This is a genomic window from Gracilibacillus salinarum, from assembly GCF_022919575.1.
In the GTDB taxonomy this organism is placed as follows: domain Bacteria; phylum Bacillota; class Bacilli; order Bacillales; family Amphibacillaceae; genus Gracilibacillus; species Gracilibacillus salinarum.
This window is the reverse complement of sequence record NZ_CP095071.1, coordinates 2,705,537-2,720,040: the sequence shown is the minus strand read 5'-3', so window position 1 is coordinate 2,720,040 and position 14,504 is coordinate 2,705,537. Positions and strand designations below refer to the sequence as shown.

Sequence of the window (14,504 nt, the reverse complement as noted above, 5' to 3'; positions counted from 1 at the left end):
TGTAGAGAAATTACTGTATAGAAGCAAAAGACCGATAAATGGAAGAATCATAAATCCGTAGTAGTTCTTCCACCAGATTATAAAATGGTGCATGAAATCATGCCCTTTATGCTTATTTATCCATTGTACTGGTAAAAATTGAATAATACAACAAATGTACCAAACTACAAAGACAAAAGTCCTAATCAAATGTTACAATTACTTAAAGCCTATGCTATTATTCTAACAAAAAAGGAAGATATTTGATGAGTAAATTAAGTAATTGCCTGCAAATGATTCAAATTCTGATGGCGCGGCCAAAGATGAAAATTGATGATTTGGCAAAAGAGCTAGATGTGAAACCGAGAATGATACGTCATTACCGTGATGAATTAGAAAAGGCCGGTATTTACATAGAGAGTGAACGTGGAGTAAATGGTGGATATTCTTTGGACAAAAGATCGATTCTACCGATTCGAAACTTTAATTCTACCGAAGTGCAGGAGCTGCAAATTGCAATCAAAGCTTATATATCCAGACAGCCTGAAGAGGACGGGACATTAAGTAATGCATTAGAAAAGATCAAGGCAGGTCAGCGTGATCAGTCATTAAGCAGCAAGCATTTCTATTTTGCCAATGACTATTTGATTAATACGGAAGTGGGAAATGAATCAGAGCATTATAAGAAATTATATCAAGCGTTCTACAATCGTCAGAAGGTGATGATTACATATGAAGCAGCATCGACGAATAAAGTAACGGAGCGCATGATAAATCCCTATGCTTTTGTTGTATATGATGAGAATATCTACTGTGTGGCATATTGTGAGCACAAGTTAGATATGCGGACATTCAAGATTATTCGTATTCATCAGGTCGAAGCCTTGGAGGATACATATGATATACCGGCAGATTTCGATATTCGTGAGCAGTTCCCGCAGCTAGGGTTTATCCGGGAACCTATGGAAGTGGAGCTGGTGATTGAGACACCTTTCTCCAATCAGGTCAAAGAATCGATTTACAGTGAAAATCAAGTGATTGAGGAGCTGCCCAATAATGCTATACGATTCAAGGCGACATTGAATGGTTCCCACTCAATCAAGAGATGGATCCTAGGCATGGGACCGAAAGCAACCGTCATTGGCCCCGATGATTTAAGAAAAGAAATTGAGTTGGAAGTGGAACAGATGTTACAGCAATATAAAAGATAGCTTCATCTAAGCATGTAATGCCCTTGATATGGGGTGATTGCATGCTTTTTTATATCCCGCTCTGCACCGCCTGATAGCCTGGTCAAATTATCACCATGCAAAAAGTCTCAATAAATTTGAAAAAGTTTACTAACTGACATCAATAGTACCTCAATAGCTCCTATACTGATATTTGTATTGCTAATACGCAAGAAAAGGGGCATGCAATCCATGTTTGAAAAATTGGTATACTCACGAATGGTTCATCCAGAAATGCATGCGGGAGTGGATGTCGTTGTCCATCAGGATGGCAGTGCTGAAATAGCGAATAGCTTGTATAACAAGCATCATGGAAAGACTCAATTTGAGGTGAATCAGCAGCAAATGATCCAACTAGATCAGCTGCAACAAGCCTTTGATTTCCGTGACTTCATCTATCCCGTTTGTAAGACGTTTCAGACAGATCAACCGTGGTGCTTTATTTCCATTATATATCAAGATGGATTTGTGAAAGAGGTGACCCATAACCTCGGAGATTCAGCAGAAGAAGGGACAGATACACATAGAAAAATTCTATCTCTTAAGCATTTTGAGTATCAAATCGAACGCATTCTTGGATTGCAACAGTTTACTGATTAAAAAAATTCATGAGGAGGAGATGTAAATGAAGATTTGGGTAGCAGTACTATCCATCTTAGGTGGGCTATCAGGTATTGTCAGCGGGTTTATGGTAACAGCAGGAGGTGCACTGTTCGATGATGCTTCGATGGCTAATGATGGATCTGCCGTGTTCTGGCTGTCTGTCATTGCGATATTCTTAGGGTTTTTAGCTTGGAAATGGAACAAAGTCAGTGGCGCCGGATTATTGATTATTGCACTTTATGGTTTTTACGCAAATGGTTTATTTTTCACGATTGCATTTATCTTTTTACTAATTGCAGGAATTCTGGCGTTCAGAATGAAACCGAAAGCACAACAACAGGAAGCATACTAAAAAGGAGGAATTAGAGATGAAAGGTTTTTTAAAATGGGGAGCGATTATTGTTATTGGACTTATTGTATTAGGGGCATTATTTGATACGGGTGATGGTGAAGGCGATGGAGTAGAAGTAACCTCGGGCGATGCAGATGTTGAAGTGAAGGCAGAAACAGAAGACAGGGGAGCGGAAGAAGAGGCTGAGTCTGAAGCTGTCAAACGAGCTGGTGTTGGTGATACAGCGACGATAGCGGATGTGTCGTTCACAGTAAATTCAGTGGATACGACGAATGAAATAAGTGCTGGGAATGAGTTTATCGAACCAGCTACCACAAGTGGGCAATTTGTTATGGTTGATGTAACGATCAAAAATGACAAAAAGGAAAGCATTACGATTGATTCCTCTTTCTTTCAGCTCCTAGCAGCAGACGGTACAGAATATGACCCGTCAACAGATGGCAATGTGATGATGAATACCGATCCGGAGTCCGATTTCTTCCTGACACAGCTTAATCCTGGGATTGAGAAGTCTGGCACGGTTGTGTTTGAAGTTGGGGCGGATTTTAATGTGGGAGAGGCTGCTCTTAAGGCTCAGACAGGGTTTTGGGGGACGGAGAGTATTGAGATTGGGTTGGAATAGGGGAAAAGGCCGTTTGTGACGGCCTTTTTTGAGTATATCGGTATATTTTTGATCTAATGCTATTTACGTCTTCTATTATTTAGTACAATAGTATTATATGTAATTAGTGTTTGTAATGAATTGTATTTTTTATTTTCTTTGAAAGGATGTTATTAATGAACTATTGGATATTCCAAGGTAATCCAAAACGTTTCTTTATAGATGAGGATCGTTTCCCTGACATTCATAATATTAATGAGTACGTGGAAAGTGGTAAAGTAATTGATTGGAGCGTTCGACAAAAACATCATGAACCCGAAATGGGGGTAGGTGACAAAATCTTCATTTGGCGATCTGATGGAGGAGAGAAGGGGACTGGTGGAATTATTGCGCATGGGGAAATTGTTAAAGCTCCTTATGAAACAGATTCCCCTTATCCAAAAGTAGACTTAAAAATTGACAAAGCCCGACTAAATGAAGAAAGTGGAATAATTTTGAGGCATCATCTTAAAGCATTACCTGAGATGGGAAACCTTCTAATTATGCGTCTTGCACAGTTAACTAATTATAAAATAACGGAAGAGGAATACCAATTATTACTGGCGTATTGGAATTCTCCTGAACTACTACACAATAAAGTCAATAAATCCAAATTAGAATTATACTTAGAATTCTATAAAAATAATGTAGAACATTTTGAGACTGATTTTGAATACATCCATAAAAGCTATCAATATTTTTCGGATTTTCGAGACCCTTCATTTATAAGCTCTATGGAATGGAGCGACTTTCAAAAAATCGGTGAACATGTAAATGCTTATAGAATGGCGATTGCGAGAAGTAGAGCACTAGGTAATATGAATGCCCCGATTGATAAGTACCGGGAAAGTTTTGTGTATCTTTTACACGGTGAAGACCAAGCACCTATTGAAAAACGGATTGATCAGTTTTTAAATAATCCAGAGTATAAATTATTCGGTATTGGAATAAATGCAGTAAGTGAAATTCTTGGTTGTGTGTTCCCGGAAAAGTATTGTTTTTATAATCAACGAGATAGAGTAGCTTTAGAGAATGTCTTAGAAATTAATCCCGATTATCAACGAGGTGACAGTTTAGGGGTTAGATACATTAAATTTCAAAAGACCATACAAGAACATAACGTAGCTAACTTTTATCTAGAAATTATAGGAAAGCAAACGGACCTGCCGTTATTGTTTGAAGTTGATCAATTTTTTAGTTTTATTTATGAAAATGTTCAAGGAGCACAAGGTGAAGAAGATGAGTTAGAATCGGAAATAAATTATTGGACGATAGCAGCTGGTGAAAATGGGGTCCTATGGCCAAAATTTAAAGAAGACAATCAAATTTCCATTGGATGGCGAGAATTAGGTAATTTAATGGATTATAATACTGAGAATGAAATAAAAAATGAGTTAAAGAAAATATATGAATATGAACATCAGCCACATAATGATGCACTTGCCAATTATCAATTTGCGCATGAAATAAAAGAAGGGGATCTTGTATATGTAAAATACGGCACTAGTAAAATCTTGGGCTTAGCCAGAATTACTTCTCCCTATAAATATAGTGAATCAAATGGTGAGCACTATTCCTATCGAGATGTAGAATAGATAACCACTGGTGACTGGGATATATCGGATAGCAACATTAACACGAAGACATTAACAGATGTTTCAGAATATGCTGAATGGTTACAAAAGATGGAGCAACGTATTGTTAGTAAAGAACCAAGTGCTGAGTATCAAATTGAAAGCAATGTTAAAACAATTGATTACGGTATAGAAGATATTCAAAAGGATCTATTTATGTCTTCAGAAAAAATAGAAGATGCAAAAGATGCGCTAGACTATAAACAAAACATAATCCTGCAAGGACCACCAGGAGCTGGGAAAACATTTGTTGCTAAACGGTTAGCATATTATCATTTAGGTGAGAAAAGGCCAGAAAATGTAGAAATGATTCAATTTCACCCTTCTTACTCATATGAAGAGTTTATCCAAGGCTTTAAGCCAAATAGTGATGGTAAATTTGTTTTGCAAAATGGTGTCTTCTATCGTTTCTGCGAAAAAGCAAGAAAGAAACCAGAGGAAAATTTTTATTTTATTATTGATGAAATTAACCGGGGTAATCTATCTAAAATCTTTGGTGAAGTTATGATGCTAATAGAAAAAGATAAACGTGGAAACGAGTTTGGTATTCAAACAACCTATATGAAAGGTGACGATCGTTTCTATATACCTAAAAATTTATACCTTATTGGTACCATGAATACAGCAGATCGATCATTAGCAATGGTAGATTATGCATTAAGACGGAGATTCGCATTTATTGACGTCGAGCCTGGGTTCGAATCAGACACATTTAATGAGTTCTTGCAATCCAAAGGGGTTAGTCATGGTTTTATCCAAGAAATTTGTAATTTAATGAAGGAAGTAAATAATGAGATCATCAATGATAGCATGCAATTAGGCAAAGGATATGAAGTTGGTCATAGTTATTTCTGTCCTAATGAAAAAGTAACAGATGAGAGTAGCTGGTTTGAACGAGTAATTCGAATGGAAATAGAACCCTTACTCCGCGAATATTGGTTTGATCAGGAGGATAAAGTAAATGAACTCCTACGGAAGTACATCTAATATCCCTATTAAAAATATATTCTATATGTTGGTTTATGCATGGGAACACCCACAAGAGAAAAGGATGATCCCGGTTAATCAAAAAGATGAAAAGGATCTAATTAATATTCTTGCGCGTGTTTTGATAGATAAGATACAGTCGCTTGTTAAACGTGGGTTTTATCGAGAGTATAAAGATTTTCAAGAGGAATCCGGTATCATTAGAGGAAAAGTAAAATTCAAAGAATCGTTAAATAGTTTTTCTTTTCAAAGAGGTAAAGCTCATATTGAGTATGAAGAATTATCCTATGATATCTTACATAATCAAATTATCAAGGTTACCCTTTTACGATTGCTTCGTTATCATAATTTAAGTAAGGAAAATCAAGCAGCTATTCAAGTGCTATTAAAATATTTTCAGGGTATTTCTGAGGTGAGTTTAACTGCCTCATTGTTTAAGGAAGTCCAAATTCATCGTAATAATTATCACTACAAATTTATTATTTCCGTTTGTAAATTTATTTTTGAACAATCGTTATTACATGAAGATGAAAAAGAGTTATCATTTAGTGACTTCTCTCGTGACCATATGAAATTAGCCCAGTTATTTGAAAAGTTTGTGAAGAAATTTTATTACTATGAATTCCCAGGTTCAAAAGCTAGAAGTGAACTATTAGATTGGAATGCGGTCGGTGAGCACACCGAGGCATTACCAATAATGAAGACCGATATCTCAATGGAATTACAAGAACAAAAATTCATTATAGACACAAAGTTCTATCAACATGGATTAATTAATTTTTATGGGTCCGATAAAATAAGAAGCAACCATCTGTATCAATTGTATGCATACTTACAGAATGATTATAAGAAAAGAAAGGATAAAGCAATTGGTATTTTGCTATATCCGAGAGTTAACCAAAGCTATAGCTTTGCGTATGACATCCATCAATTCACGATAAGAGTTGAATCGATTGATCTTGATCAAAATTGGCAAAAGATTGAGGATAAGCTTAAGAGGATTATTTTCTTCTAGTAGGTTAAGTGCGTGTGATTTGTTTATTAATATTATTATGAAAATACTCTAATTCTGTCTGAAGGAGGTACTTCCTATCAATAAGTCTGAATTATTACAACGCATATCAAATTTAGCAGTGTGGAAAAAAGGAGACCAACGTGCCCCGCATAAACCACTGCTGATATTATATGCATTAGGTCAATGGCAGTTAACATGTCAGAAGCGTTTTTTATACGTCGATGCTAGACCGAAATTAGTAGAATTACTGATAGAATACGGTCCAAAGCGAAAATCTTATCATCCTGAACAACCTTTTGTCCGATTAGCACGTGATGGCATTTGGGAATTAGATAAGCCGATACTTATGAGTAGTTCCTTTAATAAAGCGTTGATAGACGATGGTGTATCTGGCGGATTTACCGAAGAGATCTATCAGCTTCTAGAAAAAGATGGTACTTTGGTTGATCAAATTGTTAATACATTATTAGAGCATCATTTTCCTGAAACGTTACATAATGAAATACTACAGGCGACTGGATTACAATTAACGTATTATCGTCGCAGAAAAAGAGATCCTGAATTTAGAGAAAGAGTTCTAAGTGCCTATCAACATCAATGTGCGATATGCGGGTTTCAAGTAAAGCTTAATCAACAGCTGATTGGTATTGAGGCGGCACACATTAAGTGGCACAATATTGGCGGTCCTGATAGAGAAGAGAATGGATTGGCGTTATGCTCTTTGCATCATCAATTATTTGACCGTGGTGTATTTGCTGTTTCACAGAATTATAGAATACATGTTTCAGAGCAAGCGGTGGGGAATGAGGCGTTTTATGATTATGTAAAGCGCTTTGATGAGCAATTGATTCATAAGCCGGTGCAGCAAATTTATTTGCCGAAGGAAGAATTTATTTATTGGCATGTGAAGGAAGTGTATAAGGGGGATGTTGGGGATTTTATATAAGCTTTGAAGAAATTTCAAAAACTCTAATCACAACAAGGAGAGTCTCAATGATCGACAAAAGACTAATTACAAATAACAATACTGGAAATCTGTTAAAAGAAATAGCACAAAGTATACAAGAATGTGAGCGGTTTTATTTCAGTGTGGCTTTTATTAATTTCAGTGGCCTTCAACTTCTTTTAGATCCGCTAAAACAAGCTAATAAAAGAGGAATAAAGGGTAAGATCATTACCTCTACTTATCTAAATTTTACGGATACCAAATCTTTAGAGAAAATAAATATATTTGAAAATATTGATCTAAAAGTATTTGTTACAGATGAAAGAGAAATAGGTTTTCATACGAAGGCTTATATTTTTGAATATAAGGATTTTTATAAAATTATTATTGGTTCGTCTAACATAACGCAAAGTGCATTAAAAAGTAATGTAGAGTGGAACGTGGAAATCATCTCTAAGCATAATGATGAGTTTGTGAAACAGGTATTAAAAGAATATGACTCTATATGGGAACAAAGTACAGTTGCAGATGTTGAATTTATAAAGCGTTATGAAGAGCTACTAGAAAGCATTGAACATATTGTGACAACGAAGCAGCAATTCGTCGCTGAAAAAGGGAGCTACATTGTACCCAACAATATGCAACGACGAGCTATCGAGAATTTAGAACGGCTGCGAAGCTTTGGCGAAAATAAAGCGTTGGTCATTGCAGCTACAGGTACTGGGAAAACCTATATGTCTGCTTTTGATGTGAAAAAGGTAAAGCCGAAACGATTGCTCTTTCTAGTACATAGAGAGGAAATACTTCGTAAAGCAAAAGAAACCTATGAAGCACTACTGCCAAACGAGAACCTAACATTCGGCTTATTGACAGGGACAAATAAAGATACAGTTGCTGACTATTTGTTTGCAAATATTAATACCATGTCTAAATCGTATCTAGCATTTGATCCCACTACTTTTGATTATATTGTTTATGATGAAGCGCATCATGCTACAAGCCCGAGTTACCAAAAAGTTATGGATCATTTTAAACCAAGCTTCACATTAGGTATGACAGCTACTCCAGAACGTGCCGATAATGAAAATGTATTCGATTTATTTGATAATAATGTAGGGTTAGAGGTTCGATTGCATGAAGCACTGGAAGAGGAATTAGTGATACCATTTCATTATTTTGGTGTAACAGATATTGATTCTATTGATCTTAGCGATGTGGATATTGATGATGTTGCTGAAATTACAAAAAGGTTAAAGCTGAATGAACGGATCGACTTCATTATCGAAAATATGGAGTTTTATGGTCATGACTCTGAGAAACGTAAATGTATCGGTTTTTGTGCGAGTCGGGAACATGCTACCTATATGGCAGAAGAGTTTAATAAAAGGGGCTATTATAGTATTGCTCTAGATGGAAATGATTCCAGTGAGAAACGAAACACATTTATTAGTAGGTTAGAAGATGATAACGATCCATTAACTGTGATCTTTACCGTAGATATTTTTAATGAAGGTGTAGACATTCCATCGATCAACACTGTGCTAATGCTAAGACCAACTAACTCGCCTATCGTTTTTATTCAGCAACTAGGAAGAGGTTTAAGAAAGCATCCACTAAAGAATTTCTTGACTGTTCTTGATTTCATTGGTAACCACAGTAAAACATTCTTAATCGCCTTAGCTTTAAATGGAAATCGCTATTATGACAAAGAAAGTATCAAGGTAGCTATATCTACCGGTTTTGCTAATATACCAGGTAATACTCATGTACAACTTGATGAAATCTCTCAGGAAAGAATCCTAGCTCAAATCGATCAAGAAAACTTCTATTCGATGAAGTATCTAAAGGAAGAATATTTTGAGTTCAAAAAGATGAACAGTGGTAGAGCACCATTATACCTGATGGATTATATAAAATTTGATGGTTCGCCTGATCCAGTTAAATTCATTGAAAACGCAAAGACGTACTTAGGTTTTGTTGCCAAGGTTGAAAAAGATGATCAATTAAAGTTACTTTTGTTTAATGAAGGTTTCGAAGGTGTACTAAAAGAGCTATCTAGTATGCTACCTTTAAAGCGAGTTTATGAGTTTGTCATTTTACGTTATTTGTTAACACATCATGAGATTTCGTTAGAAAGAGCTCAACATGAAATACAAAAAGAAATAGAGTATGTAGATGATGATAGTGTATTACATGCTTTCCAATGTTTAAATCAAGATTTTTATGATAGTGTGCAGATCAACAATCGCCCCAAATTATGTATGCATGAGAAACACATATTAAAGAGATCAGATCTTTTTCAAAGATTGATTACGGAAAACGAGCAAATGAGAAAATTCATAGAAGATGTTATTCACTATGGTATTTTCCGATACAGAAAAGAATTTCAAAATAAATATTATGGCGTGCCTTTCTTAAAGCTCTATGAACAATATAAAATGGTGGATACAGCAATATTATCGAATTTTCGAAAGATTCATAGTTCATTTAGGGGACAGGGTTTGCTAGCTAATGGAAGTGAGTTTTTCCTATTTATCGATTTACACAAAGAAGAAGATATAAAGGATAGTATTAAGTATAATGATAAGTTTATTGATCAGAAATATTTTCACTGGGAGACACAAAATAATACAAAGCAGTCCTCGGATCGTGGAAAAGATATTATTTTTAATCAAGAACGAGGGATTAATTTACATTTGTTTGTGCGAAAGTATAAGAATATTGAAAAAAGTAAAACAGAACCCTTCATTTACATTGGCAAAGGAAATACGGTAGATTATGAAGGAGAGCAACCTATTCAAGTAACGATTGAATTAGAGCAGGAAATACCAGCTAGACTATATACGGAATTCACAGAAAAAGTATAATATTCTCTCTGTGGGGAAAAATATTTACTTGAAAAGATAGCGTAACAGCAAAGAGCCATTCAATTACGAATGTGCTCTTTCTGTTTGTTTGATTAACGTTTCAACGGCTGGAATATCTGCAGGAGCCCAAATAACGGAATCAAGATTCTCCTTTGGTAACCAAATTAATTTGGCATGCTCGGTTGCTACTGGTGTTCCAGAGACAATATTGGCTTCCAGTGCAATTAAATTAATAATAAAGCTGTCATATTCATGTGTATGATCATAAATAACATTTTCCGCTTTAATATCACACCTCAACTCTTCCTGAATCTCACGCTCTAAAGCTTGTTGCAAATTCTCCCCTTCTTCTACCTTTCCACCAGGGAACTCCCATTTGTTTGGGATAGACATATCATGCGCTCTTAGTGCACAGAGTACTTCTTCTTGATTGTTTTCTATTACAGCTGCTACTACTTTTACTTTCTTTTTCATAGGAAACCTCCAACGTTTATGGTAGTAATTTAATTTTAGCATGGAAAGGGGAGATCGACTAGGGACATAGAATTTTCTTTATACTTATCTTAATGGTAATCTCATCTGCCATATTAATGAAAATTCGCTAATACGTGGTAAACTTGTGTTCTTATACATATTCTACTGTTAAATCTCTATCGGTTAATGAAAATGACTTTCTTAAAAAGTTAGCCCATATACTGTGTATAGCTTTGCCTCAACCACCATAAAAAATGCGTAATTTTCTACAAGACTACTTTAACGAATTGTTCATTTATAGAAGCGTATATCACAAACTTTAAAACAGTTTAACATCTTATGATGTAATCCACTTTAAACCAAAGTCACATCTCAAACCACTTTATTGGATTCCAAACGCATTCAACCCTACAATTAGGATAGAACCACTAATGAGGAGGATGTTTTGAATGGGACAAGAAATTAAAGAAAAAGTGGCCTACATTACTGGTGCAAGTAGCGGTATTGGCCGGGCTACTGCACTTGCTTTTGCTAAAGAAGGTATCCATGTAGGCTTAATGGCTCGAACGGAAAGCAAATTAAAAGAAGTGGCACAACAAGCAGAAGCGTTGGGTGTAAAAGTAGCAGTGGCACCAGTAGATGTAGCGGATATGGAAGCAGTAGACCAAGCTGTTACTGGGTTGGAAAAAGAGCTTGGACCAGCAGATATTTTAATCAACAATGCCGGAATGGGTTTAAAAGGAAGTTTACTGGAGATAGATCCTGCTGACTGGAAGCGTACGTTTGAAGTTAATGTGTATGGTACTTATCACGTGACACGTGCTGTATTACCACATATGGTTGCGAAAGATCGCGGAGACGTGATTAACATTTCGTCTAGTAATGGATTGAAGGCTACCGCGGGTTCCACCTCTTATAGTGCTAGTAAATTTGCTATTCAAGGCATGACAGAAGCATTGATGCAAGAAGTTCGTCGTAACAATATTCGTGTTTTCACCATGAACCCGAGCCTGGTTGCAACAGAAATGGGAATGGGTGACAAAGTCGAGGAATATGATAAAGAGAAATATATGCAACCAGAGGATCTTGCCGAATTTATGGTTGCTCAATTAAAACTTCATCAACGCATCTTCATTAAACAATCCTTGCAATGGGCGACAAACCCGTTCTAATAGAAGTATGGATTCGCAATACAGTACGTATCACCTCTTCAGATCGGAGAGGCGGTACGTACTTTTTTTTACTGCACAATTCTGGGCATAGTACCTCAATAAGAGAGATTCTAGACCCGGCTTGAGTGAACATGTGAGTGAAGATGTTTATAGCCCAAATAACATTCATTGATCTGTTTTCATATAGAGGATAAATTAGTGCTTATCTTTTTAACGTGTCTGTCACCTATGTTGCATTTTTAGAAAGTAATAAATATCTAGTGTGTTTCATTTATAGTTGGGACTCTCTGAGGTCTATACAATCGTTTGAATCAGGGATCAGACAATCAAATGTACTAAAATAAGAACCGCTGCACTCCTTCTCCATGTTTACCACAGCCCCAAAGCGGAAAAATATTAATATAGCATTAACAATCAAGGAGGAATTTCAATGAAGTCGCTAGAACAAGCACTTAAACATAAAGTAGGTCTCGGAACCGCACCATTAGGCAATATGTTCAGAAACGTTCCGGAAGAGGAAGCCCAGCAAACTATCCAAACTGCTTGGGATAAAGGAATTCGCTATTTTGATACGCTTTTCGTGTCTTAAGTCGCCTTCGTGAAGAAGGAGTGATTCAATCATGGGGACTTGGTGTCAATACAATAGAACCTATTGAACGAGTGATGGAATTGGAAGAAGCGCAGCCGGATGTATGCTTATCTGCTACACAATATACGCTTCTGCAACATGAGGATGCTTTACAGCGTATGCTGCCGAAAGCAGTGGGTAAAGGGATCGATATCATTGTAGGCAGTCCATTCAATTCTGGTGTGCTGCTCGGAGGAGATCATTATAATTATGCGAAAGCCGATAGTTATATAGTAAATAAAGTAAAACAACTCGAAGACATTGCGAAAAGTCATGATGTCAGCCTCAAAGCAGCAGCCTTACAATTCTCAACGGCACACTCAGCTGTGAAAGCTGTCATCCCAGGTTCCACACGACCGGAACATATTACAGAAGATGTAGAGATGATGAAGGAGGAGATCCCAGCATCCTTCTGGAATGAATTAGTGGAGAAAGGATTTATTTCAGCCCACGCGCCATTGCCAAGTAAATAACGGCAGGTTTTATTGCTCGAGACAGGTGCCGGACCCACCAAAAGACAGATGGTACCGATTTGTATAGGAGGAGAGAACAATGTAAGTGTAGTTGTTTTTTCTTCCTCAAGTTAAATGGATGAACGGTTTTCATACAGACGATAAAGTATTGCTTATGTCTTTTTAGAGGGTCTGCTCCCAATATGAATTAGAATATTTTTCTAATTTTATGTGTGCTTCTGAATAAACTGTAGTATAATATAAACAAAGTTGGCATAGCATATAAAAAACCGCAGACGCTCCAACGTCTACGGTTACAAGAGACCGAACCCCGATAAGAGGGGCGGGCGTTTAAGAGAATAACCCCTCAGAGCCGTGCAAAGCATATGAGGGGTTATTTTTTATTGTTTTTATCGGACATGATAAACGCCACCAGTGCTCCGAAAGAGTATTTCGACATCATTTTTAAATCGGTAATGCTTTAAGGGTCTGGCCCAATCTACTATAACCGCTTATTTCGCTTCGGATCCGGTCTAAACTTCTTCTTAATCGTCAAATAATTCTCCATCTCATACAATAAATGAAATAATGCCGATCGCACTTCAAACTCTCTTCTTGTATGCGGCAACTCCATTCCCCGAAATTCATCGGTCATTTCCTCTAACTTTTTCAAATAAGAGATGGCGGTATTGCCTGGATGAACGGCATGACTCAGTTCTTCCATAAATTCCGCTATTTTCTGACTTTGCATGACGGTGTAATCTAGCGTTGATATCAGCGGTAGCATGCGTTCCATAATGTCAAGCAGGCTTTCTCTCATTTTAAAATATTGATAAAAGTAATCATCATGGCGAAAGATATGGTTATCGGTTGCTCTTAATGCTTGTGCAAGTCCCTCATCAATTTTCTTAGAAGCGATGATGAGTTCCTCCCCGCTCCAATCGGTGCTATTTTCCCGTAAATAGCGTGCATATTCATACCAGACTTTTTGAAAACATTGCTCGATTTCTCCTTGGATGTTTCGCATTTGTTTTTCATTACTTGGCATATATGTATTCATGAGCAATGCCGCTCCAACCCCAATCACTAACAGCAGCATTTCATTGAGCAGAATGCTGACTGTCACATGTTCCAATGTGTATAGATGAAGGATGAATACCGTGCTTGTCACAATGCCTTTCTTTGCATTCACATACACGACGATCGGAATGAACAGCAGCAGTAACGCACAGAGCACGATCACGTTATAGCCGAGCAATTCGAACAGGACAGTCGCTAATGCCATTCCAATCACACAGGCAACGATTCTCTGCCAGGAAGCTAATAGAGAGTCTTTTCTTGTTACCGATATACAAAGTATTGCAGTAATACCTGCAGATACATAAAAATCAAGCTGCAGCTGCTCTGCGATGAATATGGCAAGTGCAGCACCTAGTGCCGTTTTTATGGTGCGATAACCAATGATGTTCAACATATGTACTTTCCTCTTTTCGTGAAATACAGTAGAGTTTTGTTTCTATTATAAT

Annotated in this window: 12 protein-coding genes and 1 pseudogene; 11 read left to right on the top strand and 2 right to left on the bottom strand. The window is 36.7% G+C overall.

Translation table 11 applies throughout. The features are described from left to right. Nucleotides 1-245 precede the first annotated feature (245 nt). The 9 genes from MUN87_RS12590 to MUN87_RS12550 all read left to right on the top strand — a co-directional run bounded on the left by MUN87_RS12590 (nt 246) and on the right by MUN87_RS12550 (nt 10,252). Nucleotides 246-1,190, top strand: coding sequence for a helix-turn-helix transcriptional regulator (locus MUN87_RS12590; RefSeq protein WP_244740597.1), 945 nt, complete (start codon nt 246-248; stop codon nt 1,188-1,190). Between the two features lie 210 nt (nt 1,191-1,400). Beyond that, a complete protein-coding gene (locus MUN87_RS12585) occupies nt 1,401-1,808 on the top strand; it encodes a DUF6438 domain-containing protein (protein WP_244740595.1) in 408 nt (135 codons plus the stop codon). 25 nt (nt 1,809-1,833) lie between these two features. Then, the gene (locus MUN87_RS12580; protein WP_244740594.1) at nt 1,834-2,163 is read left to right on the top strand and encodes a hypothetical protein; all 330 of its coding nucleotides are present in this window, start codon (nt 1,834-1,836) and stop codon (nt 2,161-2,163) included. 16 nt (nt 2,164-2,179) lie between these two features. Further along, a complete protein-coding gene (locus MUN87_RS12575) occupies nt 2,180-2,785 on the top strand; it encodes a DUF4352 domain-containing protein (RefSeq protein WP_244740592.1) in 606 nt (201 codons plus the stop codon). A 155-nt stretch (nt 2,786-2,940) separates the two neighbouring features. After that, nucleotides 2,941-4,398 (top strand): DUF8426 domain-containing protein, encoded by a 1,458-nt coding sequence (locus MUN87_RS12570; RefSeq protein WP_244740590.1) that lies wholly within the window; start codon nt 2,941-2,943, stop codon nt 4,396-4,398. 90 nt (nt 4,399-4,488) lie between these two features. Beyond that, entirely contained in the window at nt 4,489-5,424 is a 936-nt protein-coding gene (locus tag MUN87_RS12565; RefSeq protein ID WP_244740589.1) for an AAA family ATPase, read from the top strand. Beyond that, nucleotides 5,399-6,439: a 5-methylcytosine restriction system specificity protein McrC gene (locus MUN87_RS12560; RefSeq protein WP_244740587.1), complete on the top strand. Its 1,041-nt coding sequence runs from the start codon at nt 5,399-5,401 to the stop codon at nt 6,437-6,439. The genes MUN87_RS12565 and MUN87_RS12560 overlap by 26 nt, the downstream gene beginning before the upstream one ends. Before the next feature lie 76 nt (nt 6,440-6,515). Further along, nucleotides 6,516-7,385 carry a phosphorothioated DNA-binding restriction endonuclease gene (locus MUN87_RS12555; RefSeq protein ID WP_369414029.1) on the top strand — a complete coding sequence of 290 codons (870 nt, stop codon included), beginning with the start codon at nt 6,516-6,518 and terminating at the stop codon, nt 7,383-7,385. A gap of 47 nt (nt 7,386-7,432) precedes the next feature. Further along, the gene (locus MUN87_RS12550) at nt 7,433-10,252 is read left to right on the top strand and encodes a DEAD/DEAH box helicase (RefSeq protein WP_244740584.1); all 2,820 of its coding nucleotides are present in this window, start codon (nt 7,433-7,435) and stop codon (nt 10,250-10,252) included. Between the two features lie 63 nt (nt 10,253-10,315). On the opposite strand, the gene MUN87_RS12545 is transcribed toward MUN87_RS12550, so the two are convergent. After that, nucleotides 10,316-10,726 carry a (deoxy)nucleoside triphosphate pyrophosphohydrolase gene (locus MUN87_RS12545; protein ID WP_244740582.1) on the bottom strand — a complete coding sequence of 137 codons (411 nt, stop codon included), beginning with the start codon at nt 10,724-10,726 and terminating at the stop codon, nt 10,316-10,318. A 449-nt stretch (nt 10,727-11,175) separates the two neighbouring features. Here MUN87_RS12545 and MUN87_RS12540 point away from each other — a divergent pair, with 449 nt between their 5' ends. Next, nucleotides 11,176-11,898, top strand: coding sequence for a 3-ketoacyl-ACP reductase (locus MUN87_RS12540; protein WP_244740580.1), 723 nt, complete (start codon nt 11,176-11,178; stop codon nt 11,896-11,898). Nucleotides 11,899-12,328: 430 nt separating this feature from the next. After that, a pseudogene (locus tag MUN87_RS12535) lies at nt 12,329-12,999 on the top strand (aldo/keto reductase). A gap of 481 nt (nt 13,000-13,480) precedes the next feature. On the opposite strand, the gene MUN87_RS12530 reads toward MUN87_RS12535, so the two are convergent. After that, nucleotides 13,481-14,452, bottom strand: coding sequence for an aromatic acid exporter family protein (locus MUN87_RS12530; RefSeq protein WP_244740579.1), 972 nt, complete (start codon nt 14,450-14,452; stop codon nt 13,481-13,483). Nucleotides 14,453-14,504 lie beyond the last annotated feature (52 nt).

Excerpts from the sequence above, each read along its gene's own strand:
- MUN87_RS12590 (WP_244740597.1), top strand. The coding sequence starts at position 246 with ATGAGTAAATTAAGTAATTGCCTGCAAATGATTCAAATTCTGATGGCG.
- MUN87_RS12585 (WP_244740595.1), top strand. The coding sequence starts at position 1,401 with ATGTTTGAAAAATTGGTATACTCACGAATGGTTCATCCAGAAATGCAT.
- MUN87_RS12580 (WP_244740594.1), top strand. The coding sequence starts at position 1,834 with ATGAAGATTTGGGTAGCAGTACTATCCATCTTAGGTGGGCTATCAGGT.
- MUN87_RS12575 (WP_244740592.1), top strand. The coding sequence starts at position 2,180 with ATGAAAGGTTTTTTAAAATGGGGAGCGATTATTGTTATTGGACTTATT.
- MUN87_RS12570 (WP_244740590.1), top strand. The coding sequence starts at position 2,941 with ATGAACTATTGGATATTCCAAGGTAATCCAAAACGTTTCTTTATAGAT.
- MUN87_RS12565 (WP_244740589.1), top strand. The coding sequence starts at position 4,489 with ATGGAGCAACGTATTGTTAGTAAAGAACCAAGTGCTGAGTATCAAATT.
- MUN87_RS12560 (WP_244740587.1), top strand. The coding sequence starts at position 5,399 with ATGAACTCCTACGGAAGTACATCTAATATCCCTATTAAAAATATATTC.
- MUN87_RS12550 (WP_244740584.1), top strand. The coding sequence starts at position 7,433 with ATGATCGACAAAAGACTAATTACAAATAACAATACTGGAAATCTGTTA.
- MUN87_RS12545 (WP_244740582.1), bottom strand. The coding sequence starts at position 10,726 with ATGAAAAAGAAAGTAAAAGTAGTAGCAGCTGTAATAGAAAACAATCAA.
- MUN87_RS12540 (WP_244740580.1), top strand. The coding sequence starts at position 11,176 with ATGGGACAAGAAATTAAAGAAAAAGTGGCCTACATTACTGGTGCAAGT.
- MUN87_RS12530 (WP_244740579.1), bottom strand. The coding sequence starts at position 14,452 with ATGTTGAACATCATTGGTTATCGCACCATAAAAACGGCACTAGGTGCT.